Raw genomic sequence first — 22175 nt, 5'->3', positions numbered from 1 at the left:
CTTTGTTGAGCTGACCGATGACTTCCCGCTTCCAGCCCCCGCCCATCATCAAGGCCACCGAACGCCTGCTGCTTGAGATCGAGCAGGCCGTGCGCCAGTTCCCTCGGTATCACCGCTATGCGGTCGGGGCAGACCTGCGCAAGCAAGCCATGACCGTGTTCTCCAATGCCAATCGGGCATGGCGCGATCGTGCCCGGCAGGCCGAGCTGGTGGGCCAGCTGGTGTGGGACATCGACTCACTCAAGCAGCACCTGCAGCTGGCGAAGCTGTTGCATGCCTTCAACAGCTTCCGCCGCTTCGAAATGCTGGCGCGCCTTGCCCAAGAGCTCGGCGCACAGGCTGGCGGCTGGAGCCGTCGCCTCAGCGCTCCCAGTGCCCAGAATGCGCAAGCCAGTGGCGTAGCGCAGCGCGGCCAGAAACTGAGTACCCGTACCGCCCTTGCGGGGGCCAACTCATGACGAAGCAGCGCTATCCGCATCCGGGCTGCGCTGCCTGGTCGCAAGTGTATGGGGAGGCGGCCGCCTGGTCCTCGGCGTCCGCGTGGAACGTCAATTTCAACAACGGCAACGTCAACAACAACCACCGCAACAACAACGGGTTCGCGTTGGCCGTGCGTCTTGCCGGTGAGTTTCAGGGAGATGTAGGCCTGCAGGATTTGTATCAGGCATGGCGGCGTGCGCGCCGCCAGAAGGTTCCGAGCTTCAACCAGCTGCGCTTCGACCACCACTGGGCCGATGGCCTGCTGATGTTGCAGCGTCAGCTCCAGGCGGGCACCTGGCATCCGCGCCCGTCCACCTGCTTCATTGCTACGCGGCCCAAGGCGCGGGAGATCCATGCACCGGACTTCGCCGACCGCGTGGTGCATCACTGGCTGGTGCCGCAGCTGGAGGCCATGTGGGAGCCCGCGTTCATCCACGACAGCTTCGCCAACCGCAAGGGCCGCGGGAGCCATGCCGCCGTCCGGCGGGCGCAGGAGTTCACTCGGCAGGTTCACAGCGGCCAAGGTAGTGGCTGGTACCTACAGCTGGATGTCGCCAACTTCTTCAACAGCATCCACCGGCCAACCCTTTGGCGGATGCTGAGCAAGCGGCTTCGCCGGCGGCAGGCGCCGCTGGTCGTCCAGCAGGCCACCCACGCCCTGCTGCGGCGCTCTCCGCTGCACGCCGGCGTGCAGTACCGTGCTACGGCCGCCGAGATTGCCCAGGTTCCGCCGCACAAGCGGCTTGCCAATGCACCCGCCGGGCGTGGCCTGCCGATCGGCAACCTGTCCAGCCAGTTCTTCGCCAACGTCTACCTGGACGCGCTGGACCAGTTCGTGAAGCACGAGCTCAAGGCCAAGCGCTACCTGCGCTACGTCGATGACTTCGTTTTGTTCCACCAGGACCGCGAGCAGCTGGTCGCCTGGCGCGATCAGATCGAGGCATTCCTGCATGAACGACTGGGCCTGCAGCTGAAGGCCGAGCAGAAGGTGTGCCGGCTGACGGATGGTCTGGACTTCCTCGGGTACGTCATCTACCCCACTCACACGCTCGCTCGCCGTCGCGTCGTTGCCCATCTGCAGCAGGCCTTGGCCGAATGGGAGGGGCTGCACGTCGGCCCGGCATCGATCCGATGCACGCCTGGCGCCCTGGAGCAGTTGCAGGCGCGGATCTCCAGCTTTCACGGGCACCTGCGACACGCCAACACCTACCGACTCCAGCAGCGCGTGTTAGGCCGCTTCCCCTGGCTACGCCAGGCAGCCACCTACCCGATTCGCCGGCGCCGCCTATCAGCCCGCGCCATCACCATCAGGATTTCCCAATGACCACCATCGAAAGTTCTGCGCCGCGCAACGGTGCCCTCAATCTGCTGGACGGCCTGTTGCAGAACGCCAGCATCCCGACCGCTGCGAAGGCGCGCCTGCGCACCATCCGACTCCACCTGGAATCCCTGATCGAGCGGGAGCCCAAGCCCGCCGCAGCGCAGGAGGCGGGGCTGACCTTCGCCAGCTTCCGGGCTGCGAACGTGTCTCGCTGCGAGAAGTGGCATCCCGCCGGCATCTGCTCCTGGTCTCCCTCGGACTGGCTGACCGCTGCAATGGGCGAGCTGGGCGAGCTCGCCAGCGAGGTGAAGATGCACAACCGCGTGCGTGACGGGCTGATCGGCAACAAGGAAGAGCTGTCGCCGACCGAACGCCGCCGGCGCATGGCAAACGAGGCGGCCGACGTGGTGACTTACCTCGATCTGTTCTGCGCCGAGCGCGGGATCGACCTTGGCGATGCACTGATCCGCAAGTTCAATGAGGTTTCCGAGCGCGTTGGGTTTCCGGAGCGCCTGGCGGCCACCCCCGTCGCCGCAGCGCCGGGGGTCGACGTTACGCGAGTCCGAGCACTGTGCAACATGGTGGAGAGCGCGTATTACGACACGGGGGAGTTCAAGGCCGCTGTCGAGGAAGCGCGGGAAGTTCGCTCTGTGCTCGATGCCATCCCCGCAGCGCAGGAGGCGGTGGCGTGGGTCCCGCCAACCTTCTTCGATCCGGGGTGCGTAGCCGCTACCGCCCGCCGCAAGCCGCCGTCTGAAACCGCCGTGGCGACGCGTGGCGAGTATGTTCCCCTCTACGCCACCCCCGTCGCCGCAGCGCCGGTTGATGGCCCGTATCAGCGCATCAAGGCTCTTCAAGGCATCGGCGACGCGGCCGACTATCTTGCGCGAAACCCTGGCGACGCGTATGCGATGCGCCGCTTGCGTGAGCGGCTGGAGCAGTTCGCCGTCATCCATGGTGCAAGCACCCCCGCAGCGCCGGAGTTAGTCCGCCTTCTCGCGCTCCTGGAACAGTGGGAGCAGCGTTCATCGAAGGCACTGCCGGCCGACGCCATGCTGATCAACAAGCACATCCGGGAGCTCGGCTCAGTTCTCCGTGGGGAGAACCTGCTCAATCAGCACGGTGTCGCCATCGTGGCCTACAGTCCGCAGGTTGTTCCGTCGCCCGCACTCGGGGCACATGAAGTGCATGCCGAAGCTGTCCACGCTGGGTTCGACCTCGGAGAAGCCGGTGAACGTCTCGTGGCAGCGGATGCACTGGAGCATGCCTCCGGTGTACGCCAGAACTGTGACGGTTCGGCTACTGCGCCGGAGGGGTTCGTGCTGGTGCCTGAGGTGATGGACCTCGACATGGAGGTGGCGTTCTGCGAGGCATGGTTCAGCAAGCGCCGCTGCATTGACGATCCCGAGATGCAAGACGCATGGGCTGCCGCGCTCGCCGCCCGCCCGCAGGGGGTGAAGGAATGAAGCGCGAACACTGGTTCTTGATCGCAGGAATCGCCATCGGCATGGTCCTAGCTGGCGCGCGATGCTCGGTGAAGTTCGATGACAGCAATCCGGAGTGCAAGCGGACGCACATAAGCACAGGGCCGCAGGAGGCGAGCGATGCGTGAGCTAGAACCTCAGAGAGCCGTCGCAACCAACGCCAGTGACTGCGGCAAGCTGCCCTTCGATGAAGTTGGTGGCCTCCGTCATGGTGGGGAACTCGGCAGGGCCGAAGGTGTGCACACGAACCGCATCCTGCGCCAAGTGGCGGGCGGAGATGATCATCTCCTCAGGTCCATCGGCCGCACGGTCCACGTACGCGTGCAGCTGCCAACCATCGACGTATCTGATCATCCGCTCCTCGGCGATGCGCCCTTACTTGCCAGCGTCCGAAAGGAGCGTTGCGCTGTCAATAGGCGTGCCTGCACCGCCTGCCAGCGCCTGCTCCCCGATCTGGCCTTCCCGAGCAAGGGGCGCCAGGGCCGTGCCGGCACCTGCACCGTCTGCGTCAACGACCGCCGCCGGTACCGGGTTCCCTTGCCGCCGATCCCGCGTGACCCCGAGCAGATTGACCTCAACAACCGCGCCGACCGCTGGTATGGCTTCGTGCGGCCTAATCCGAGGCACGTGCTGTGAACTACTACAACGAGTGGGACCCCTACGTCGCGCAGTGGATTCGAAACCTCATCGATGCCGGCCTTATCCCGCCCGGACACGTCGACACCAGGAGCATCACCGATGTTCAACCCGATGACCTCGCCGGATACCGGCAGTGCCACTTCTTCGCCTGCATCGCAGGCTGGTCCCTTGCAGCTCGACTTGCTGGGTGGCCCGACTCCCGCGAGCTCTGGACTGGCTCCGCGCCGTGTCAGCCGTTCAGCGTCGCCGGCAAGGGAAAAGCCCAGGATGACGCTCGGCACCTGTGGCCCCACTTCCTTCGCCTCATCTGTACCCGCCGGCCCGCTGTCGTCATGGGAGAGCAGGTTGCGGCGGCGGTTGGCAAGAACTGGCTCGACGGAGTGTCTGCTGACCTGGAAGGAATCGAGTACGCCTGCAGGGCGGTCGTTGTCCCGGCTTGTGCCGTCGACGCGCCCCATCGCCGGGATCGACTCTGGTTTGTGGCCGACGCCAATGGCGCACGAAGCACGGCTGGGCTACCAGCGCAGACGCGGGGACACGAAGGGTTCGCAGGAGTCGCTTACCACGGTCGTGGTGAATGTGTCGGCGCCGCTGGACGATCCCCGCATTGCGTGCCTGTGGCCGACGCCTTGCGCCAGGGATCACATGCCAGCGCACTCCCCGGAGTACATCGCGCAGAAGAAGGCGCAAGGGCATGGGATGGCGGTGCTTCCGGATTACGTGCAGCACGTTCCCCTTGGGACAGGGCTGGATGGCTCATCGGCCACGACGGGAAAGCCAGGCGCTTTGAACCCGGCATTCGTCTGCTGGCTCATGGGCTTCCCAACCGAGTGGGACGCCTGCGGGCCTACGGCAATGCCATCGTCCCGCAAGTCGCGGCAGAAGTGATCGGGGCATACATGGATTGCCATCCGGACCCCGACGACCACCTGGAACAACGAATCAACGGCGCCCGCGCGGCGCTGGAAGGAGAGCAACATGGCTGACGAAATCGCGCTGCTGCCACTGAAGGAAGTGAAGCAGAAGGTCGGCATCAGCACGGCCACCATCTATCGCATGATGGCCCGCGGCGAGTTCCCTAAGCCGCGCAAGATCGGCACGAAGTCGCTGTGGTTCCAGCCCGAAATCGACGCCTTCATCATGGCAGTGGCACATGGAACAACCTGGCCCGAAAGTGTGGGGCAAAACATGGGGCAGGATATTGCGGCATGAAAAAAGCCGCTGAAATCAGCGGCTTATATCACTTCTTGGCGGACAGAGTGGGATTCGAACCCACGGAAGGTTTGACCCTTCGCCGGTTTTCAAGACCGGTGCCTTAAACCGCTCGGCCATCTGTCCATTGATCAGGTCCCGCGCTCCGGCATGCGGCTCGGGGCGCGCATTCTCGCATGCCCGCCCGTTTTTTGCTCAACCGGCCTCGATCGCCAGCGCGCCTGCGGTGGAGGCACGGATCTTTTCCTTGGCGCGTTCGCAGGCACCACCGCAATCCAGCCGCGAGGCTTCCAGCTGCGGCGGCAGGTGCTCGGCCAGGAAGTCGATGAACACGCGCACCGCCGGCAGCAGGCCGCGGCGGGAGGCGAACACGGCGTGGCAGATGCCCTGCGGCAGCGACCAGTCCGGCAACACCACTTCCAGCTCGCCGTTGCGCACTGCGTCGGCGCACACGGTCTCCGGCAGCATCGTGATCCCGTAGCCGTCCTTGACCATCGACTGCAGCAGCGGGAAGTCGAAGCCGGCCACGCGCGGCTGCAGGTCCACGCGGCGCACCTCGCCACCGGGCCCGTGCAGCTCCCAGCGCTGGCGCGCCTCGTCCTCGCTGATGCTCATGGTGACGTGGTTGGCCAGGTCTTCCGGCGCAGTCGGGCGGCCGGCCTTGTCCAGGTACGCCGGGCTGGCCACCAGCAACTCCTGCACCTGGCCGAAGCTGCGCATCACCAGGCTGCCATCGTCGTCCAGGCGCGAGCGCACCCGCAGGGCGACGTCGTAGCCCTCATTGATGATGTCCACCCGGCGGTTGCTGATGTTCAGCTGCAGCCGCACCTTGGGATACTGCTCCAGGAACTTCGGCAGCAACCTGGGCAGCTGCATCTGTGCCAGCGACACCGGCACGCTCGCACGGACCAGGCCGCGCGGTTCGGCACTGAGCCGGTCCACCACCTCGCGGGCGGCCTGCGCCTCGGTCAGCATCGTCTGGGCATGCCGATGCACGCTCATGCCGACATCGGTGACCGCGAAACGTCGCGTCGAACGCTGCAGCAGGCGCACGCCCAGATCGGTTTCCAGCTGGCTGATGCGCCGGCTCAGGCGCGACTTGGGGATGCCCAGGGCGCGCTCGGCCGCCGCAAAACCGCCGTGGTCCACGACCATTGCGAAGTAATAGAGGTCGTTGAGGTCCTGCATGAATTGATCCCAGAATTGGAACGAATCACCGAATTCAAACAGCTTTGTCCTGATTTTACAAATCAGGCCCCAAACAGTCCTATTTAAGCATCCCCATCCCGCCGCGCAGCGTTCCAGAAATGCTTACGGTTCAATATGTTCCGTTCAGGCCACGAAAAAGCCCGCCATGCGGCGGGCTGTTCCGGAATCGGCCAGATGCGCAACGCACCGTCAGCCGATGCGCTCCGCGCCACCCATGTAGGGCTGCAGCACGGCCGGGATGCTGATGGAACCATCGGCGTTCTGGTAGTTCTCCATCACCGCGATCATCGCCCGGCCCACCGCCACGCCCGAGCCATTGAGCGTGTGCAGCAGCTCCGGCTTGCCGGTGGCGGGGTTGCGCCAGCGCGCCTGCATGCGGCGGGCCTGGAAGTCGCCACAGTTCGAGCAGGAGGAGATCTCGCGATAGGTCTGCTGCGACGGCAGCCAGACCTCCAGGTCGTAGGTCTTCACCGCCGAGAAGCCCATGTCACCGGTGCACAGCAGCACCTTGCGATACGGCAGGCCCAGCTGCTGCAGCACGGTCTCGGCGCACTGGGTCATGCGCTGGTGCTCGGCCTCGCTCTCCTCGGCCCGGCACGCGCTGACCAGCTCGACCTTCTCGAACTGGTGCTGGCGGATCATGCCGCGCACGTCGCGACCACCGCTACCGGCCTCGGAACGGAAGCACATCGAATGCGCGGTCATGCGCAGCGGCAGGCGCTCGGCCTCGATGATCTCGTCGCGCACGATGTTGGTCAGCGGCACTTCCGAGGTGGGGATCAGGTAACGCGTGGACTCGCCCAGCGCGGTCTTGAACAGGTCTTCCTCGAACTTCGGCAGCTGGCCGGTGCCGCGCAACGAGTCGGCGTTGACCAGCACCGGCACGTTGGTTTCCTCGTAGCCGTGCTCGTTGCTGTGCAGGTTGAGCATGAACTGGCCGAGCGCACGGTGCAGTCGCGCCAGCTGGCCACGCAGCACGGTGAAGCGCGCGCCGGACAGCTTGGCGGCGGTTTCGGCGTCCAGCCAGCCATCACGGGCACCCAGCTCGACATGGTCCTTGACCGGGAAATCGAACGTGCGCGGCGTACCCCAGCGCAGCTGCTCGACGTTGTCGCTCTCGTCCTTGCCGGCGGGCACATCGTCCGCCGGGAGGTTGGGGATGCCCATCGACAGCATCTCGATCTTCTCGCGCAGCACGTCGAGCTGGGCTTCGGAGGCCTTCAGCTCGTCGGCGAAGCCGGCCACCTCGGCCATGATCGCCGACACGTCCTCGCCCTTCGCCTTGGCCTGGCCGATCGCCTTGGAACGGCTGTTGCGCAGGCTCTGCAGCTCCTGGGTACGGACCTGGATGCGCTTGCGGTCCGCCTCGAGGGCCTCGAACGCACTCACGTCCAACGCGTAGCCGCGCGTATCGCGCAGGCGCTGTGCAAGTTCGGCGGGTTGCTGGCGAAGAAGGGCTGGATCAAGCATGGGAGGCACTGTGTACGGATGTGAAAGGGGATTATCGCGCGAACGGCGTCCGTCTGCCGCGCTTTGTCCATCCTGTGCCAGAATCGTCTCGTTCAATCCGGTCAAGCCCATGCCCGCCTCTTCTTCCCGCTCCGACCAGAACATCACCTTCCATCTGCCACGCAGCAGCCTGAAGATCGCCGGCATCGCCTTTGCCGTGGGCCTGCTGCTGTTTGTCGTGGTCTGGCTCAACGCGCGTCGCAACAACGACTTCTACCGCGCCGACCCGGCCCAGCCGCAGACCGCCGTGGCCGAACTGGCCCCGCTGCCGGCCCCGTTGCCCGCCGGTGCGGGGGCGGCCGACATGCCCGAGGCCCGCCCGGCGCCGGTCGAGGAGAAACCCGAGCTGGTCGAGGCACCGCCCGCCCCGCCGCCGCAACCAATCGCCGAAACCGCGCCCACGCAGAGCCCGGCCGGTGACGCGCCGGCGCCGGTCGCGGCAACCCCCACCGACCGTCCCAGCCCCCTGCCCGGCCAGCGTCCGCCCGAGTACCCGCCAGCCGCCCTGCGCCGTGGCGACAACGGCACGGTGGTGGTGCAGGTCGTGGTCGGCGTGGATGGCACCGCACTGGATGCACGCGTCATCCAGCGCAGTGGCTCGCGTGACCTCGACCGTGCGGCGCTGGATGCCGTGCGTGGCTGGCGATTCCAGCCGGCGCTGAGCAATGGCCAACCGATGCAGGCCAGCCTGGATATCCCGTTCGATTTCAAACCGGCTCAGTAAGCTGAACCATCGCCCGCGCCAGGGCGATGGGTTTAGGCCCGGCTCACCGCCGGCGGACCAGACTGGCGGCGTCGAGTCACTACCGAGACGCCCCGTCGATGTCCAGCATCCCGCATGACCAAACCAGTGCAGACACCACCGGCCGCGGCACCCATGCCGTGGCCGGTTGGCTGTGGGCGTTGCTGGCGGCCGGGATGCTGGCGTTGCTGCTGCTGATGGGATGGCAGGCAACGCATCCGGCCGTATTGACCGAAGCCACGCCTCCGGCCATGCCGGCGGCCAGCCCGCCCCTGGCAGCCAAGCCGCAACCCGCACCGGCGGTGATCGACATGGACGCCGAACCGATCGTCGGCAACCCGATGCCGCGCTATCCGGCCGACGTGCTTGACGCGGGCATCGAAGGCGACGTGATCGCACGCCTGCAAATCGACAGCAGCGGCCGGGTGACCGATGCCGTCATCGTCTCGCACCAGGGTCAGCAGGACGTGCGGCTGGACCAGGCCGCCATCGAAGCCCTGCTGCAATGGCGCTTCCACCCAGCCCTGCGCGATGGCAAGGCCATCGCCAGCGTCGTGCAGGTGCCGGTGGAATTCAGGACCGGGCGCTGAGTCCGAAGCCAGCGCCACTGGCCAACTGGTCGAAGCCCGGGAACGACGTCGCCACGTTGGCCACGTCGTTGATGCGCACCTCGCCGGTGCTCAGCTGGCCGGCGATGGCGAATGCCATCGAGATGCGATGGTCGCCATGGCTTTCGATGGTGCCACTGCCCAGCACGCCACCGTGGATGGTCGCGCCGTCGTCGGTTTCGTCCACGCGCAGGCCCAAGGTGCGCAGGCCGGTGGCCATCGCCGCCAGGCGGTCGGATTCCTTGACCCGCAGCTCGGCCGCGCCGGTCACCACGGTCTGGCCTTCGGCCGCCGCCGCGGCGACGAACAGCGCCGGGAACTCGTCGATCATGTCCGGCACCACGGCTTCGGGAATCTGCGCGCCCTTCAGCGGCGCATGACGCACGACCAGGTCCGCCACGGCTTCGCCACCGTGCTCGGCATGGTTTTCCTCGGTGATGTCCGCGCCCATCAGGCGCAGCGCGGTCAACAGGCCGGTCCGGCGCGGGTTCAACCCCACCGAACGCAGGCGCACTTCCGAACCCGGGATGATGCTGGCCGCCACGATGAAGAACGCCGCCGAGGAGAAGTCCGCCGGCACCGCGATATCGGTCGCGCGCAGGCGCTGGCCACCACGCAGGCGTGCCTTGCCCGGTTCGAAGTCGATCTCCACGCCGAACGCACGCAACATGCGCTCGGTGTAGTCGCGGGTGGGGTGCGGCTCGACCACAGTGGTTTCGCCCTGCGCGTACAGGCCAGCCAGCAGCAGCGCCGACTTGACCTGGGCACTGGCTACCGGCAGTTCGTAATGGATGCCCTGCAGCGTCTGGCCACCGTGGATATGCAACGGCGGGGTGCCGTCGTCCTGGGTGTCGATGCGGGCGCCCATCTGCGCCAGCGGCACGGTCACCCGGCGCATCGGGCGCTTGGTCAGCGATTCGTCGCCCACCAGGGTGCTGTCGAACGGCTGCGCGGCCAGCAGGCCGGCGAGCAGGCGCATGCCGGTGCCGGCATTGCCGCAGTCCAGTTCACGCTGCGGGGCCTTCAGGCCGTCCACGCCCACGCCGTGCACGACGCGCTGTGACGGTGACGGGGTTTCAAAGCGCACGCCCATTTCGGCGAAGATGGCCGCCGTGGCGCGGGTGTCCTCGCCTTCCAGGAAGCCGTCGATGTGCGAGACGCCATCGGCCAGCGCGGCGAACATCACCGAGCGGTGCGAGACCGACTTGTCGCCGGGAATGGTCAAGGTGCCCTGCAGGGCCGATCCTTTGCGTGCAATCCAGTAAGGCTGGGAACTCATGCGGGCTCTCTAAACGTTCTTTTCTTCCCGGCGCCATGCGGGAAGCGGGGGACTGAAGGCGGATCAACGGTCGCGGGCTGGAACTGCCCCACCCGCCCTTCGGGCCCCTTCCCCCGCCTGGGGGAAGGGACAGGTCTGCGTCCGGGACGCGATCAGGGCACGGCGACCGGATAGGAACCGAGTACCTTGATCTGCGCCGAATGGGCCTTGAGTTCGGCCAGCGCGGCCTGCATCGATTCATCCTCGATGTGACCGGCCAGGTCGATGAAGAAACCGTACTCCCACTTGGCCTGGTGCGACGGCCGCGACTCGATGCGGTTCATGCTGATGCCATGGCGCGCGAACGGACTAAGCACGTCGAACAGCGCACCGGGCTTGTCGTGGATGAACACCAGCACCGAGGTGCGGTCATGGCCGGAGGACGGGAACAGCTGGCGACCGATCACCAAAAAGCGCGTGGTGTTGTCCGCGTCATTCTGGATCGGCTTGGTCACCACCTTCTTCAGGCCGTAGACGTGGCCGGCGCTCTCGCCGCCAATGGCGGCCGCGTCATCGGCATTGCGGGCGCGGCGTGCGCCTTCGGCATTGCTCGATACCGGGATCTTCTCGGCCTTGGGCAGGTTGGCACGCAGCCAGGACGAAGTCTGCATGAACGACTGCGGGTGCGCGTAGATGCGCTCGATGTCCTCGAGGCGACCGCTGCGCGACATCAGGAACTGCTGCACGCGCAGTTCCACCTCACCGCAGATCTTGAGGTTGGAGGTCAGGAACATGTCCAGCGTGATCTGGATGGTGCCCTGCCCGGAATTCTCCACCGGCACCACGCCGAAGTCGGCGTTGCCGGCTTCCACTTCCTGGAACACTTCCTCGATGCTGGCCATCGGCAGGCCCATCGCCGAGCGGCCGAAATGCTTGAGCACGGCCTGCTGGCTGAAGGTGCCTTCCGGGCCGAGGTAGCCGATCTTCAGCGGCTCCTGCTGGGCCAGGCAGGCGGACATGATCTCGCGGAACACGTGCACCAGCACTTCATCGCTGAGCGGGCCTTCGTTGCGGTCCACCACCATGCGCAGCACCTGCGCCTCGCGCTCGGGACGGTAGTAGTCCACGGCGGCGGCGAGCTTGCCCTTGGCTTTGCCGACCTGGTGGGCGAACTCGGCACGCTCGGCGATCAACGCCTGGATGCTGCGGTCGATGTGGTCGATCTTGGCGCGCACATCGGCCAGCACCGGCTTGGCGATGGCACCGGCGGCGGGCTTCTTCTCGGCCGGCTTGGCGGCCTTCTTCGCGATGGCCGGCTTGGCCTTGGCGGGGGTTTTGGGCGGCTTGCTTGCCATCAATCATTTACCTGTTGCGGGCCGGCGCACGGCGCACGGCGTTGTTGGGGGCTCAGCCGTTGCGCTGCTGGAAATCACGCATGAACGCGGCCAGCGCCTGCGCGCCCTCCAGCGGCATGGCGTTGTAGATCGAGGCGCGGATGCCACCGACCGCCTTGTGGCCCTTCAGGGCCAGCAGGCCGGCGGCCTTGGACTCGCTCACGAAGCGCGCATCGAGTTCCTCGCTGGGCAGGAAGAACGGGATGTTCATGCGCGAGCGCACCGCCGGCACCACTTCGTTGCGGTAGAAGCCGCCGGAGCCATCGATGGCGTCGTAGATCGCGGCCGACTTGGCCTGGCTGAGGCGGGCGAAGGCCTCCACGCCGCCCTGGGCCAGCATCCACTTGAACATCAGCCCGGCCAGGTACCAGTTCCAGGTCGGCGGGGTGTTGAGCATGGAATCGCGCGCCACGTGCGAGCGGTAGTCGAAGATGTCCGCGCGCGGCTGGCCGGCGCGTTCGAGCAGGTCGCGGCGGATGATCACCACCGCGATGCCGACCGGGCCGAGGTTCTTCTGCGCACCGGCGTAGATCACGCCGTAACGCGAGACGTCGATCGGCTCGGAGGCGATCGAGGAACTGAAATCGGCGATCAGCGGCACCTCGCCCACGTCCGGCACGTCGCGGAACTCGACGCCGTGGATGGTTTCGTTGGCGGTGATGTGCACGTAGGCAGCGTCGGGCGACAACTGCCACTGCGCCACCGACGGGATGTCGTGGAAGCCGCCGGCTTCGCCGCTGGCGGCCACGTGCGCATCGACATAGGGCTTGGCCTGCTTGACCGCGGTCTTGCCCCAATGGCCGGTGACCACGTAGTCGGCACGCTGGCCCGGGCTGGCGAAGTTCAGCGGCAGCAGCGCCTGCTGGGTGGTGGCGCCACCGCCGAGGAACAGCACGGCATAGTCATCGGGGATGCCGACCAGCGTGCGCAGGTCGGCTTCGGCCTGCGCCGCCACGGCCATGAAGTCCGCGCTGCGGTGGCTGATCTCGACGATGGATGCGCCTACGCCATTCCATTCCAACATTTCCTCCTGCGCCTGGCGGAGGACTTGCTCCGGCAGCGTTGCAGGGCCGGCACTGAAATTGAATGCGCGCGTCATGACACACCTGTTGGGCAGAACCCCTAGTATGCCGCAGCGCAACAGCCTTTGGGGGCGCAGAAAAAGTTGCATCTGCACCCAATTGGACCGCTGCCGAGCCGGCCAGGGCGCGGCCGGCGCGCGGGCTCAGCGGGCGCCGTACAGCAGCAGGGCGCTGATCGCCGCGCCCAGCAACAGGGCGCTGAGCAGCAACCAGGGCCAGCGCCGCGGACGCCGCGGCGCGGCGGTGGCGGCCGCTTCGGCCGGCTCGGCCGGCGCTTCCTCTTCGACCGCAAGCACCGCCGCCAGGCTTGCGGGGTTCAGCGGCATCTCCAGCACGAAGCGGTGCCCGCCGTCGAACACGACCTGGTCACCGGCCTGCAGCCAGCAGTTGCGTACCGCCACACCATTGACCAGCGCCCCGTCGGCCGAACCGAGGTCGCGCAGCAGCACCTTGTCGTCGTGGCGCTCGAAGCGGGCATGGCGTGCGGTGAAGGTGGGGTCGTCGATGACGATGTCATTGGTGGCTTCGCTGCCGATGCCACGGGACCGATCCAGGGTGAAGCTGCGGCCATGGTGGCGGCCACCGACGCCGCGCAGCAGCACGCGCTGGTCATCACCCGGCTCGGCGACGGCCTCGGGCACCTGCCCGGCCGGCTCGCATTGGCCGCGCAGCAGCATCTCCGCCCCATCGGCGTAGACCGAATCACCGGCGCGCAGCTGCGCCATCCGGCGCACCGGGCGGCCGTTGACGTGGATGCCGCGGACGCCATTGGCGACCTGCAGCCAGACGCCGCGCTGGTCCACGCAGAACTGCGCCAGCAACATCGGACCGACGCTGTCATCGCCCAGCCGGACCTGCCCGGATGCATGGCGCACGATGCGCTGGACGCCCGGACTCAAGGGCTGGTCGGGCTGCTGGCGGTTGCTGAAATGGACTTGCAGGATAGGCACCGCGGCAGACTAGCAGGTCGGCCTGCCGCGCAGAAGGTGCCACGACGCCCGGAGCAGGCCACGCAGGTCCTACAATGCCCTCCCTTCAACCCGACGCCGTATCGCAGGAACGCTTCATGTCCACCATCGACATCCGCCACGCCCACAGCCTGTCCGAAGACAACGCCCGCTCCGCCATCGCCGAAGTGGCGCAGAAGCTGCAGGAGCGCTTCGACGTCACCACGCGCTGGGAAGGCCAGGTGCTGCACTTCACCCGTTCCGGCGTGGAAGGCGGCATCGAACTGCTGCCCGGCGCGGTGCGGGTCAAGGCTGAACTGGGCTTCCTGTTGTCCGCGATGAAGGGCATGGTGGAATCGGAAATCCAGCGCGTGCTGGCCGAAAAGCTCGGCTGAGCCTCCATCACGCCAAGCACGCATCCCACTCGTTACGGTGTTGCCCAAGGTTTCGTCCCTACAGGAGCACCGTCATGAGCGCATATGAACGTCGTCCCGGTGACGACGGCGGCAGCAGCCCCGGCCTGCAGCACCAGGCCGAGCGCATCGGCCGCAGGATGACCGAATCGGCCCAGCAGGTCTGGCTGGCCGGGCTGGGCGCATTGGCCCGGGCACAGAACGAAGGCAGCCGCCTGTTCGATTCACTGGTCAAGGAAGGCGAGGCCGCCGAAGAGCGCAGTCGCGAGGAGTCCACGCGCGGCGAAAGCCTGCGCGACACCGTGGAGAACACCCTGGGCCAGGCGCGCGAGCGCGCCGCCGGCACCTGGGACCGGGTGGAGAAGAACTTCGAGGACCGCGTGCACCGGGTGCTGCGCCGGATGGACATCCCCAGCCGCTCGGACATCGAGGCGCTGAACGAGCGCCTGGACGCGCTCAACCGGCGCCTGACCAAGGCCGAATCGCGCGCCGCGCACGCCGCTTCGCCTCCGCATGAAGATTGATGTTGCATAGCAGCAAAAGTTGCGCAAGAATCCATTGACCCGCCAGCAGTACCGCGCCGTTTGTCTCCCTCCCCTCACGGCTCCGGATGGCGGGTTTTTCATGCCCGCGCTCCGGGAAAGATGCCCCGCGGGACGGTAAAGGCGACAATGGTCGGCCCGGCCGATCGCGCCATGAGAGCCGCCATGCAGACCCCGCTGTCCGACACCCCCACCCGCCACGACCAGCATGGCCGCTACCCGCGCGCCGAAACCGTGGAGGACTTCCGCCACAACCTGGAGGCCATCCAGGCCCGGATCGATGCCGCCTGCGCGCGCGCCGGCCGCGACCGCGGCAGCGTGCGGCTGTTGCCGGTCAGCAAGACCATCGACGAGGCCCACATCCGCCTGGCCTACCAGGCCGGCTGCCGCCTGCTGGGTGAGAACAAGGTGCAGGAAGCCCACCACAAGTGGGAGGCGATGCAGGACCTGCACGACCTGCAGTGGTCGGTGATCGGCCACCTGCAGACCAACAAGGCCAAGCTGGTGGCGCGCTTCGCCAGCGAGTTCCAGGCCTTGGACAGCCTGCGCCTGGCCGAGACCCTGGACCGTCGCCTGCAGCTGGAAGGCCGCTCGCTGGATGTCTACGTGCAGGTCAACACTTCCGGCGAGGACAGCAAGTTCGGCCTGGCACCGGCCGACGTGCCGGCCTTCCTCCAGGCCCTGCCGCAGTTCGGCAGCCTGCGCGTGCGTGGCCTGATGACCCTGGCGCTGTTCTCGGCCGAGGCCGAGCGGGTACGCCGTTGCTTCATCGAACTGCGCCAGCTCCGCGACCGCCTGCGCCAGCAAGCGCCTGCCGATATCACGCTGGACGAACTGTCGATGGGCATGTCCGGTGACTTCGAGATCGCCATCGAGGAAGGCGCCACGGTGGTCCGCGTCGGGCAGGCCATCTTCGGTGCAAGAACGGTGCCGGACAGCCACTACTGGCCGGGTTGAGCGCGTGCGCGGGGAGCGTCCCTGGCAGCGCCCTGACGGCTTTCGCAAAAGCTGCAATTGGCCCTTCTTACGGTCGTGAAGGAAGCTAGACTGAGGCCCCCTGTCTTCCGTTCCCTCGGGTAAATCGATGTTTTCCTGGATCCTGGCCCTGGTGCTCGCGCTGTTGATCTGGAGCCTTGCGGCCGCCTGGCTGTGGTTGGTCAAGCGCCGGGAAACCGAGATGAAGCACGGCCTGGCCGCGCTGGCCGGCATGCGCTGGCGCGAGTTCTCGCAGATCGTCCGTTCGGCGATGGCCGAGCGCCGTGGCCTGGTTGCCCTCAATGCCAGCGATGACAGCGAACGCGGCACCAGCAGCGACTTCCTGCTGCAACGGGACGGCGAGCGCTGGCTGGTGTCGTGCAAGCACGGACGCGCGTATCGGTTTGATGCCTCGGCCGTGCACGAACTGGGCGCGGCGATGCGCCTGACCGGTGCGGTCGGCGGCCTGCTGCTGACCGAAGGCCAGGTGGACCGCGAGGGCGTGACCGAGGCCGGCCGGCAATCCATCGAGGTGATCGACGGGCGCGACCTGTGGCAATTCCTCAAGCCCTATGTGCCGGACGAAGTTCGCGAAACGGTCACCGGCTTCGCGCGCCGCGAGGCCGTGCGCCACACCGGCATTGCCGGGCTCGCCGCCGTCACCCTGGGCCTGCTGGTCAGCATGGGCTACCTCACACTTCGCGACGAAGGCGCCAGCGGGGCGGCCACGCCGCGCGGCGCACCGGCAGCGGCACGCGAAGGACACCCGAAGCCGACCGGCAACGGTGCCGAAGCCGTGGCGCCGGATGCCGCAACGCCCGCTGCCGCAGCCACACCGGTGGCCAGTGCCAACCCCGGCGACCTGGTCGCCGATCCCGACCCGCAGACGCTGCTGCGTTACCAGCAGTCGGTGTCCAAGGCATTGGCGCGCACCCCGGGCGTGGTCAGCGGCATCTGGCAGACACGCAGCACCCTTGCGGTGGAACGCAATGGGGAGGATGCGGCGATCTGGCCATTGATCTGCGCCGAGCTGGAACGTTTCCCGGCGCTGCGTACCACCCGCGTGCAGCTCAACCCGCGTCCGGGTGTCGATGAGCCGGTGCGCTGGCGGCAGTGCCGCACGTTCTGAGCCGTCGGCGCGGCCCTGGCCGCGCGGCGGGGACACCCCTCCCGAGTGGGATCAACGGCGATGGCAGGCGTTCGCCAGCACGCTGAGCGTCGCGGTTCCGCGGCCGAAGCCGCCCCTACCGGTTGCCGGGCGCGAAGCGGGCGATCAGGTCGTAGGCATCGCCCAGGAACTTCTGTCGCACCCAGGTGATGGGCTGTTCGCCGCGCCAGGTCTGGCGGTCGATGGTCAGGCAGGCGGTACCAGCCGGCACCTGCAGCAGGGCGGCTTCCTCGGCGGTGGCGGCCACCGCGCTGATGCGGTGCTCACCACGCGTCCAGGACACGTTCTGCAGCAGCCAGCTGCCCGGCGGCTGTACCGAGAAGTCCACTTCCAGCGTTTCGGGGACGGCCTCGGGATTGATCAGGCGCCGCTCCAGCGCCAGCGGCTTGCCGTCGGCCAGGTGCAGGCAGCGCATCGCCAGCAGCTTGCCGGCACCGACCAGCGCCAACTCCTCGGCCTGTCCTGCGCGGGCCTTGCGATGGGCGTGCTCCAGCAACTGGAAGCCATAGACATGGCCGCGCTGGATGACCGACACCGCGATGTCCGGGATCTCCAGCGCCACGTGTTCCAGGTGCGGGGGCTGGCGCGCCACGAACGAACCGGCGCGGCGGCGGCGCTCGATCATGCCGCTCTCGGCCAGCGTGGTCAGCACCTTGTTCACCGTCATCCGGGAACACCCGTACTGCTCCATCAACTCATGTTCGAAGGGAATGCGGTAGCCCGGCTCCCACTCGCCGCTGAGGATGCGGCTTTCGATGTCACTGCGGATGCGTTGGTTGAGGGTGGGAGCCTTCTTGCTCTTCACTCGCGATTCCTGAAATGGGCAACACCGTGTCGTCAAGCCAGTATCCGGCCAAGGGCGGCGCGGTAGCGCAGGGTGATCGCTTCGCGATGCACGTGGCGGCCCCCCTGGACCAGCTCGCGACCGTTGCGCCAGACGCTGCGGAGGGCGCCATTACGTGCGGCGAACAGCCAACTGTCAAGCAAGGCATCCCCCTGTCGACCCTGCAGTGCCGGGTGTTCCGGATCCAGTTCGAGCAGGTCGGCCGGCGCGCCCGCCCGCAACCCGCTGGCCACGCCCAGCACCTGCGCCGCGCCCTCACCGGCCTGCTGGTACAACCAGCGCCCGGTGGAGAACACGCCCGGCGACAACACGTTGCGCCCCCGCAACGCCAGGCGCTGGCCGTACTCGAGCAGACGCAGTTCCTCGGCTGCATCGATCAACACGTTCGAATCCGAGCCCACCCCGAACCGGCCGCCGGCCTGCACGAAGTCGCGCATCGGGAACAGGCCGTCGCCCAGGTTGGCCTCGGTGATCGGGCACAACCCCACCACCGCTCCGCTGTCGGCGATCTGCTGCACTTCCCGCGCGGTGACGTGGGTGGCATGCACCAGGCACCAGCGCGGATCGACCGCGACGTGGTCGTACAACCACTCCACCGGGCGCTGGCCGCTCCATGCCAGGCAGGCGTCGACCTCGCGGGTCTGCTCGGCGATATGGATGTGGATCGGACCCTGCCCCATCGCCGCCAATGCCTGCAGTTCCTGCGGGGTGCTGGCGCGCAGGCTGTGCGGGGCCAGCCCGAGTACGGCATCGGGCGTGCCGGACAGGGCGCGCTGACAGCCTTCCAGCAAGCGCGCGAAGCCATCCACGTCGTGCAGGAAGCGACGCTGGCCCGGCGTCGGCGCCACCCCGCCGAAATCGCTGTGCGCATAGAACACCGGCAGCAGGGTCAGGCCCAGCCCGGTCTCGGCAGCGGCGGCGGCCACGCGCGCGGACATTTCCGCCGGATCGGCATAGCCGCTGCCATCCTGGGCGTGGTGCAGGTAGTGGAACTCGCCGACGCGGGTGAAGCCGCTTTCCAGCATCTCCATGTAAGCCTGCGCGGCGATGGCCTGGAAGTCGTCCGGGTCGAGCCGGTCGAGGAAGCGGTACATCAGCTCGCGCCAGCTCCAGAAGCTGTCGCCCGAGCGCCCGCCCACTTCGGTCAGGCCGGCCATCGCGCGCTGGAACGCATGGCTGTGCAGGTTGCCGAGCCCGGCCACGACCGTACCCAGCCGCCGGTCCCCGTCCTGCGCCGGCACGCCGGCCGTCACCGAAGTGATGCGCCCGGCCTGGCTTTCGATGCGCACGTCATGCGCCCAGCCATCGGCCAACAAGGCCTGCTGGGCATGGAAATGAACCGGTTGCGATGAGGATGGGGTGATCACTGGACACTCTCCGTTTTCGGTCGTTATTGTATATACAAATTCACCGGGATGAGTGCCCATGCGCTGCGACACGCTCTGGCAGAACGCCAACCTGATGACCCTGGACGATGCCAGCGGCGGCCTGGGCGTGATCCGTGACGGCATGATCGCCGCCACCGAAGGTCGCATCGTATACGCCGGCCCAGCCAACACCGCCCCGGCATTCATACCGGCCGAGCGCATCGATTGCGGCGGCCGCTGGATCAGCCCCGGGCTGATCGACTGCCACACCCACCTGGTCTACGCCGGCAACCGCGCCGGCGAGTTCGAGCAGCGCCTGCAGGGCGTGAGCTACGCCGACATCGCCCGGGCCGGCGGCGGCATCGTCTCCACCGTGCGCGCCACCCGCGCCGCCGACGATGCCGGGCTGATCGCCGCCTCCCTGCCCCGCCTGGACGCGATGCTGGCCGAGGGCGTGACTACGATCGAGATCAAGTCCGGCTACGGCTTGAGCCTGCCCGACGAGCGCAAGCAACTGCGCGTGGCCGCCGAACTGGGCAGGCTGCGCAAGGTGGAAGTGGTGCCGACCTTCCTTGGCGCGCATGCGGTGCCGCCCGGCCACGAGGCACAGGCCTACATCAACGACGTCAGTGCAGTGATGATCCCGGCCATCGCCGCCGAAGGCCTGGCCGAGGCCGTGGACATCTTCTGCGAGAACATTGCCTTCTCGACGGCACAGGCGCAGCAGGTGTTCGAGGCCGCGCACGCGCACGGGCTGGCGATCAAGATCCACGCCGAGCAGCTGTCCAACCAGCATGGCGCCGAACTGGCCGCCCGCCACGGCGCGCTGTCCGCCGACCATATCGAACACCTCGACGATGCCGGCATCGCCGCCATGCGCACGGCCGGTACCGTCGCCGTGTTGTTGCCGGGCGCGTTCTACTTCACCCGCGAAACCGTGCTGCCGCCGATCCAGAAACTGCGCGACGCCGGCGTGCCGCTGGCCCTGGCCACCGACAGCAATCCCGGCACCTCGCCGCTGACCAGCCCGCTGCTGACCATGAACATGGGCGCGACCCTGTTCCGCCTGACCGTGGACGAATGCGTCGCCGGCTTCACCCGCGAAGCCGCCCGCGCGCTGGGCCGCAGCGATCGCCTCGGCAGGCTGGTCGCCGGCATGGACTGCGACCTGGCCATCTGGGACATCGAGGCGCCCGCCGACCTGGTCTACCGCATCGGCTTCAATCCCCTGCATGCCCGCATCTGGCGCGGGCAGGCCGCCTGACACCACGCACTACAACGCACGTTTGGAGCATTCATGAGCACCACCCTGACCCTTCTTCCCGGCCACGTCCCGCTCGCGCAGTGGCGGCAGATCTACCGCGGTGCCAACGTGCAGCTGGACGCCTCGGCGCAGGCCGCCGTGCAGCGCAGCGCGCAGGTCGTGGCCGACATCGTCGCCAAGGGCGCGCCGGTGTACGGCATCAACACCGGCTTCGGCAAGCTGGCCAGCGTGCGCATCGAGCGCGAGGACCTGGAAACCCTGCAGCGCAATATCGTGCTCTCGCATGCCGCCGGCGTGGGTGAGCCGATGCCGGTCAACGTGGTGCGGCTGATGATGGCGCTCAAGCTGACCAGCCTGGCGCAGGGTGCCTCGGGCATCCGCCCGGAAACGCTGGCGCTGCTGGAAGCCATGCTGCAGAAGGATGTGGTGCCGGTGGTGCCGAGCCAGGGTTCGGTCGGTGCCTCGGGCGACCTGGCGCCGCTGTCGCACCTGGCCAGCGTGATGATCGGCGTGGGCGAAGCCTTCGTCGGTGGCGTGCGCATGCCGGCCGAACAGGCGCTGCAGCAGGCCGGCCTGGCACCGCTGGTGTTGGGTGCGAAGGAAGGCCTGGCCCTGCTCAACGGCACCCAGTACTCCACCGCATATGCGCTGGCCGGCCTGTTCGAGATCGAAGTCGTGTTCCAGAGCGCGCTGGTCACCGGTGCGCTGTCGGTGGAAGCGGCCAAGGGTTCGGATACCCCGTTCGACCCCCGCATCCACCGCATCCGCGGCCAGCGCGGGCAGATCGCCACCGCCGCTGTGCTGGGCCAGCTGATGCAGGGCTCGGCCATCCGCGAATCGCACCGTGACAACGACGTGCGCGTGCAGGACCCGTACTGCCTGCGCTGCCAGCCGCAGGTGATGGGCGCGGCACTGGACGTGATCCGCCAGGCCGCGACCACGCTGGAAATCGAAGCCAATGGCGTGTCCGACAACCCGCTGGTGTTCACCGATACCGGTGAGGCGTTGAGCGGCGGCAACTTCCACGCCGAGCCGGTGGCCTTTGCCGCCGACATGCTGGCCATGGCGATCTGCGAGATCGGCTCGATCAGCGAGCGCCGCACCGCGATGCTGGTGGACCCGGCGTTGAGTGGCCTGCCGGCGTTTCTGACCCCGAAGCCGGGCCTGAACTCGGGCTTCATGATCCCGCAGGTGACCGCCGCGGCGTTGGTGTCGGAGAACAAGCAGCGTGCCTACCCGGCCAGCGTGGATTCGATTCCCACCTCGGCCAACCAGGAAGACCACGTCTCGATGGCCGCACACGGCGCGCGCCGCTTGATTGCGATGGCCGAGAACGCCGCCAACGTGATCGGCATCGAGCTACTGGCCGCCGGCCAGGGTTGCGACTTCCATGCGCCGCTGCGTTCGAGCGATGCACTGGAAGGCGTACGTGCGGTGCTGCGTGCGCAGGTGCCGACGCTGCAGGACGACCGCTACTTCCACCCGGACATGGTCGCCGCCACCGAGTTGGTGCGCAGCGGCGCGCTGCTGGCGGGCCTGGGCGTGCAGTTGCCGGGCGTGGATGTGGCTGGCAACTGACCTGACGTCATGCGGCATTGGGTTCACATGGGGGGTTCTATGCGCTTTCGCCTCAGTGCGAAGCGCTCCCCTCATCTGCCCTTCGGGCATCTCGCTCCGCGCCCCGGCCCAGCGCAACGCGCTGGGCGTTCAGCCATGC

Annotated in this window: 22 protein-coding genes and 1 tRNA gene; 14 read left to right on the top strand and 9 right to left on the bottom strand. The window is 67.6% G+C overall.

Features of this window, described 5'->3' with window-relative positions:
• The first annotated feature begins 17 nt into the window (after window positions 1-17).
• The 6 genes from ACIPR8_RS06905 (at window position 18) to ACIPR8_RS06880 (ending at window position 5136) form a co-directional block, all read left to right on the top strand.
• Window positions 18-458: a four helix bundle protein gene (locus ACIPR8_RS06905; RefSeq protein WP_446540522.1), complete on the top strand. Its 441-nt coding sequence runs from the start codon at window positions 18-20 to the stop codon at window positions 456-458.
• Window positions 455-1804, top strand: coding sequence for a reverse transcriptase domain-containing protein (locus ACIPR8_RS06900; RefSeq protein ID WP_446540521.1), 1350 nt, complete (start codon window positions 455-457; stop codon window positions 1802-1804). The genes ACIPR8_RS06905 and ACIPR8_RS06900 overlap by 4 nt, the downstream gene beginning before the upstream one ends.
• The gene (locus tag ACIPR8_RS06895) at window positions 1801-3267 is read left to right on the top strand and encodes a hypothetical protein (RefSeq protein WP_446540520.1); all 1467 of its coding nucleotides are present in this window, start codon (window positions 1801-1803) and stop codon (window positions 3265-3267) included. The genes ACIPR8_RS06900 and ACIPR8_RS06895 overlap by 4 nt, the downstream gene beginning before the upstream one ends.
• Window positions 3268-3405: 138 nt before the next feature.
• A complete protein-coding gene (locus ACIPR8_RS06890; RefSeq protein WP_446540519.1) occupies window positions 3406-3921 on the top strand; it encodes a hypothetical protein in 516 nt (171 codons plus the stop codon).
• Complete coding sequence (locus ACIPR8_RS06885; RefSeq protein ID WP_446540518.1) at window positions 3918-4910, top strand: DNA cytosine methyltransferase; 993 nt, start codon at window positions 3918-3920, stop codon at window positions 4908-4910. The genes ACIPR8_RS06890 and ACIPR8_RS06885 overlap by 4 nt, the downstream gene beginning before the upstream one ends.
• Window positions 4903-5136: a helix-turn-helix transcriptional regulator gene (locus ACIPR8_RS06880; RefSeq protein WP_313250835.1), complete on the top strand. Its 234-nt coding sequence runs from the start codon at window positions 4903-4905 to the stop codon at window positions 5134-5136. The genes ACIPR8_RS06885 and ACIPR8_RS06880 overlap by 8 nt, the downstream gene beginning before the upstream one ends.
• A 36-nt stretch (window positions 5137-5172) precedes the next feature.
• Here ACIPR8_RS06880 and ACIPR8_RS06875 read toward each other — a convergent pair.
• From ACIPR8_RS06875 to serS, 3 genes are all read right to left on the bottom strand, one after another.
• Window positions 5173-5262 (bottom strand) — tRNA-Ser (locus ACIPR8_RS06875).
• Between the two features lie 69 nt (window positions 5263-5331).
• Window positions 5332-6324 (bottom strand): LysR family transcriptional regulator, encoded by a 993-nt coding sequence (locus tag ACIPR8_RS06870; protein ID WP_132864139.1) that lies wholly within the window; start codon window positions 6322-6324, stop codon window positions 5332-5334.
• Between the two features lie 210 nt (window positions 6325-6534).
• Entirely contained in the window at window positions 6535-7815 is a 1281-nt protein-coding gene (gene serS, locus ACIPR8_RS06865; protein ID WP_132864140.1) for a serine--tRNA ligase, read from the bottom strand.
• A gap of 109 nt (window positions 7816-7924) precedes the next feature.
• Between serS and ACIPR8_RS06860 the strand changes: the two genes are divergently transcribed.
• Both ACIPR8_RS06860 and ACIPR8_RS06855 read left to right on the top strand, forming a co-directional pair.
• Entirely contained in the window at window positions 7925-8578 is a 654-nt protein-coding gene (locus ACIPR8_RS06860) for an energy transducer TonB (protein WP_446540517.1), read from the top strand.
• A 98-nt stretch (window positions 8579-8676) separates the two neighbouring features.
• Window positions 8677-9186, top strand: a complete 510-nt coding sequence (locus tag ACIPR8_RS06855) for an energy transducer TonB (RefSeq protein WP_225591958.1) — start codon at window positions 8677-8679, stop codon at window positions 9184-9186.
• Here the strand turns inward: ACIPR8_RS06855 and aroA are convergent.
• From aroA to ACIPR8_RS06835, 4 genes are all read right to left on the bottom strand, one after another.
• The gene (gene aroA / locus ACIPR8_RS06850) at window positions 9170-10483 is read right to left on the bottom strand and encodes a 3-phosphoshikimate 1-carboxyvinyltransferase (RefSeq protein ID WP_446540516.1); all 1314 of its coding nucleotides are present in this window, start codon (window positions 10481-10483) and stop codon (window positions 9170-9172) included. The genes ACIPR8_RS06855 and aroA overlap by 17 nt on opposite strands.
• A 152-nt stretch (window positions 10484-10635) precedes the next feature.
• Entirely contained in the window at window positions 10636-11817 is a 1182-nt protein-coding gene (pheA, locus tag ACIPR8_RS06845) for a prephenate dehydratase (RefSeq protein ID WP_192288461.1), read from the bottom strand.
• A 52-nt stretch (window positions 11818-11869) separates the two neighbouring features.
• Entirely contained in the window at window positions 11870-12955 is a 1086-nt protein-coding gene (serC, locus tag ACIPR8_RS06840; protein ID WP_446540515.1) for a 3-phosphoserine/phosphohydroxythreonine transaminase, read from the bottom strand.
• A 126-nt stretch (window positions 12956-13081) separates the two neighbouring features.
• Window positions 13082-13888 (bottom strand): FHA domain-containing protein, encoded by an 807-nt coding sequence (locus tag ACIPR8_RS06835; RefSeq protein ID WP_132864146.1) that lies wholly within the window; start codon window positions 13886-13888, stop codon window positions 13082-13084.
• Between the two features lie 116 nt (window positions 13889-14004).
• On the opposite strand from ACIPR8_RS06835, the gene ACIPR8_RS06830 reads away from it, so the two are divergent.
• The 4 genes from ACIPR8_RS06830 (at window position 14005) to ACIPR8_RS06815 (ending at window position 16944) form a co-directional block, all read left to right on the top strand.
• A complete protein-coding gene (locus tag ACIPR8_RS06830) occupies window positions 14005-14280 on the top strand; it encodes a polyhydroxyalkanoic acid system family protein (RefSeq protein ID WP_446540514.1) in 276 nt (91 codons plus the stop codon).
• Window positions 14281-14354: 74 nt separating this feature from the next.
• Window positions 14355-14822 carry a phasin family protein gene (locus ACIPR8_RS06825; protein WP_132864148.1) on the top strand — a complete coding sequence of 156 codons (468 nt, stop codon included), beginning with the start codon at window positions 14355-14357 and terminating at the stop codon, window positions 14820-14822.
• A gap of 183 nt (window positions 14823-15005) precedes the next feature.
• Window positions 15006-15797, top strand: coding sequence for a YggS family pyridoxal phosphate-dependent enzyme (locus tag ACIPR8_RS06820; protein ID WP_192288458.1), 792 nt, complete (start codon window positions 15006-15008; stop codon window positions 15795-15797).
• A gap of 127 nt (window positions 15798-15924) precedes the next feature.
• Window positions 15925-16944, top strand: a complete 1020-nt coding sequence (locus ACIPR8_RS06815; protein WP_446540513.1) for a restriction endonuclease — start codon at window positions 15925-15927, stop codon at window positions 16942-16944.
• Between the two features lie 115 nt (window positions 16945-17059).
• Here the strand turns inward: ACIPR8_RS06815 and hutC are convergent, their stop codons facing one another.
• Together hutC and ACIPR8_RS06805 are read right to left on the bottom strand one after the other, a co-directional pair.
• A complete protein-coding gene (hutC, locus tag ACIPR8_RS06810) occupies window positions 17060-17788 on the bottom strand; it encodes a histidine utilization repressor (protein WP_446540512.1) in 729 nt (242 codons plus the stop codon).
• Between the two features lie 32 nt (window positions 17789-17820).
• A complete protein-coding gene (locus ACIPR8_RS06805) occupies window positions 17821-19191 on the bottom strand; it encodes a formimidoylglutamate deiminase (RefSeq protein WP_446540634.1) in 1371 nt (456 codons plus the stop codon).
• Window positions 19192-19252: 61 nt separating this feature from the next.
• On the opposite strand from ACIPR8_RS06805, the gene hutI reads away from it, so the two are divergent.
• Window positions 19253-20458: an imidazolonepropionase gene (hutI, locus tag ACIPR8_RS06800; RefSeq protein WP_446540511.1), complete on the top strand. Its 1206-nt coding sequence runs from the start codon at window positions 19253-19255 to the stop codon at window positions 20456-20458.
• A 33-nt stretch (window positions 20459-20491) separates the two neighbouring features.
• Complete coding sequence (gene hutH, locus ACIPR8_RS06795) at window positions 20492-22036, top strand: histidine ammonia-lyase (protein ID WP_192288454.1); 1545 nt, start codon at window positions 20492-20494, stop codon at window positions 22034-22036.
• Window positions 22037-22175 lie beyond the last annotated feature (139 nt).

The organism is Stenotrophomonas sp. LARHCG68, from assembly GCF_052871705.1.
The sequence above is the reverse complement of the archived record's forward strand: the minus strand, read 5'-3'. Positions and strand labels throughout refer to the sequence as shown.

What these genes read in the sequence shown, in the direction of transcription:
- ACIPR8_RS06825 (WP_132864148.1), top strand. Translation starts at nt 14,355, where the DNA reads ATGAGCGCATATGAACGTCGTCCCGGTGACGACGGCGGCAGCAGCCCC.
- ACIPR8_RS06870 (WP_132864139.1), bottom strand. Translation starts at nt 6,324, where the DNA reads ATGCAGGACCTCAACGACCTCTATTACTTCGCAATGGTCGTGGACCAC.
- ACIPR8_RS06815 (WP_446540513.1), top strand. Translation starts at nt 15,925, where the DNA reads ATGTTTTCCTGGATCCTGGCCCTGGTGCTCGCGCTGTTGATCTGGAGC.
- serS (WP_132864140.1), bottom strand. Translation starts at nt 7,815, where the DNA reads ATGCTTGATCCAGCCCTTCTTCGCCAGCAACCCGCCGAACTTGCACAG.
- ACIPR8_RS06905 (WP_446540522.1), top strand. Translation starts at nt 18, where the DNA reads ATGACTTCCCGCTTCCAGCCCCCGCCCATCATCAAGGCCACCGAACGC.
- ACIPR8_RS06820 (WP_192288458.1), top strand. Translation starts at nt 15,006, where the DNA reads ATGCAGACCCCGCTGTCCGACACCCCCACCCGCCACGACCAGCATGGC.
- serC (WP_446540515.1), bottom strand. Translation starts at nt 12,955, where the DNA reads ATGACGCGCGCATTCAATTTCAGTGCCGGCCCTGCAACGCTGCCGGAG.
- ACIPR8_RS06855 (WP_225591958.1), top strand. Translation starts at nt 8,677, where the DNA reads ATGTCCAGCATCCCGCATGACCAAACCAGTGCAGACACCACCGGCCGC.
- ACIPR8_RS06860 (WP_446540517.1), top strand. Translation starts at nt 7,925, where the DNA reads ATGCCCGCCTCTTCTTCCCGCTCCGACCAGAACATCACCTTCCATCTG.
- aroA (WP_446540516.1), bottom strand. Translation starts at nt 10,483, where the DNA reads ATGAGTTCCCAGCCTTACTGGATTGCACGCAAAGGATCGGCCCTGCAG.
- ACIPR8_RS06890 (WP_446540519.1), top strand. Translation starts at nt 3,406, where the DNA reads ATGCGTGAGCTAGAACCTCAGAGAGCCGTCGCAACCAACGCCAGTGAC.
- ACIPR8_RS06830 (WP_446540514.1), top strand. Translation starts at nt 14,005, where the DNA reads ATGTCCACCATCGACATCCGCCACGCCCACAGCCTGTCCGAAGACAAC.
- ACIPR8_RS06900 (WP_446540521.1), top strand. Translation starts at nt 455, where the DNA reads ATGACGAAGCAGCGCTATCCGCATCCGGGCTGCGCTGCCTGGTCGCAA.
- hutI (WP_446540511.1), top strand. Translation starts at nt 19,253, where the DNA reads ATGCGCTGCGACACGCTCTGGCAGAACGCCAACCTGATGACCCTGGAC.
- ACIPR8_RS06880 (WP_313250835.1), top strand. Translation starts at nt 4,903, where the DNA reads ATGGCTGACGAAATCGCGCTGCTGCCACTGAAGGAAGTGAAGCAGAAG.
- pheA (WP_192288461.1), bottom strand. Translation starts at nt 11,817, where the DNA reads ATGGCAAGCAAGCCGCCCAAAACCCCCGCCAAGGCCAAGCCGGCCATC.
- hutH (WP_192288454.1), top strand. Translation starts at nt 20,492, where the DNA reads ATGAGCACCACCCTGACCCTTCTTCCCGGCCACGTCCCGCTCGCGCAG.
- ACIPR8_RS06895 (WP_446540520.1), top strand. Translation starts at nt 1,801, where the DNA reads ATGACCACCATCGAAAGTTCTGCGCCGCGCAACGGTGCCCTCAATCTG.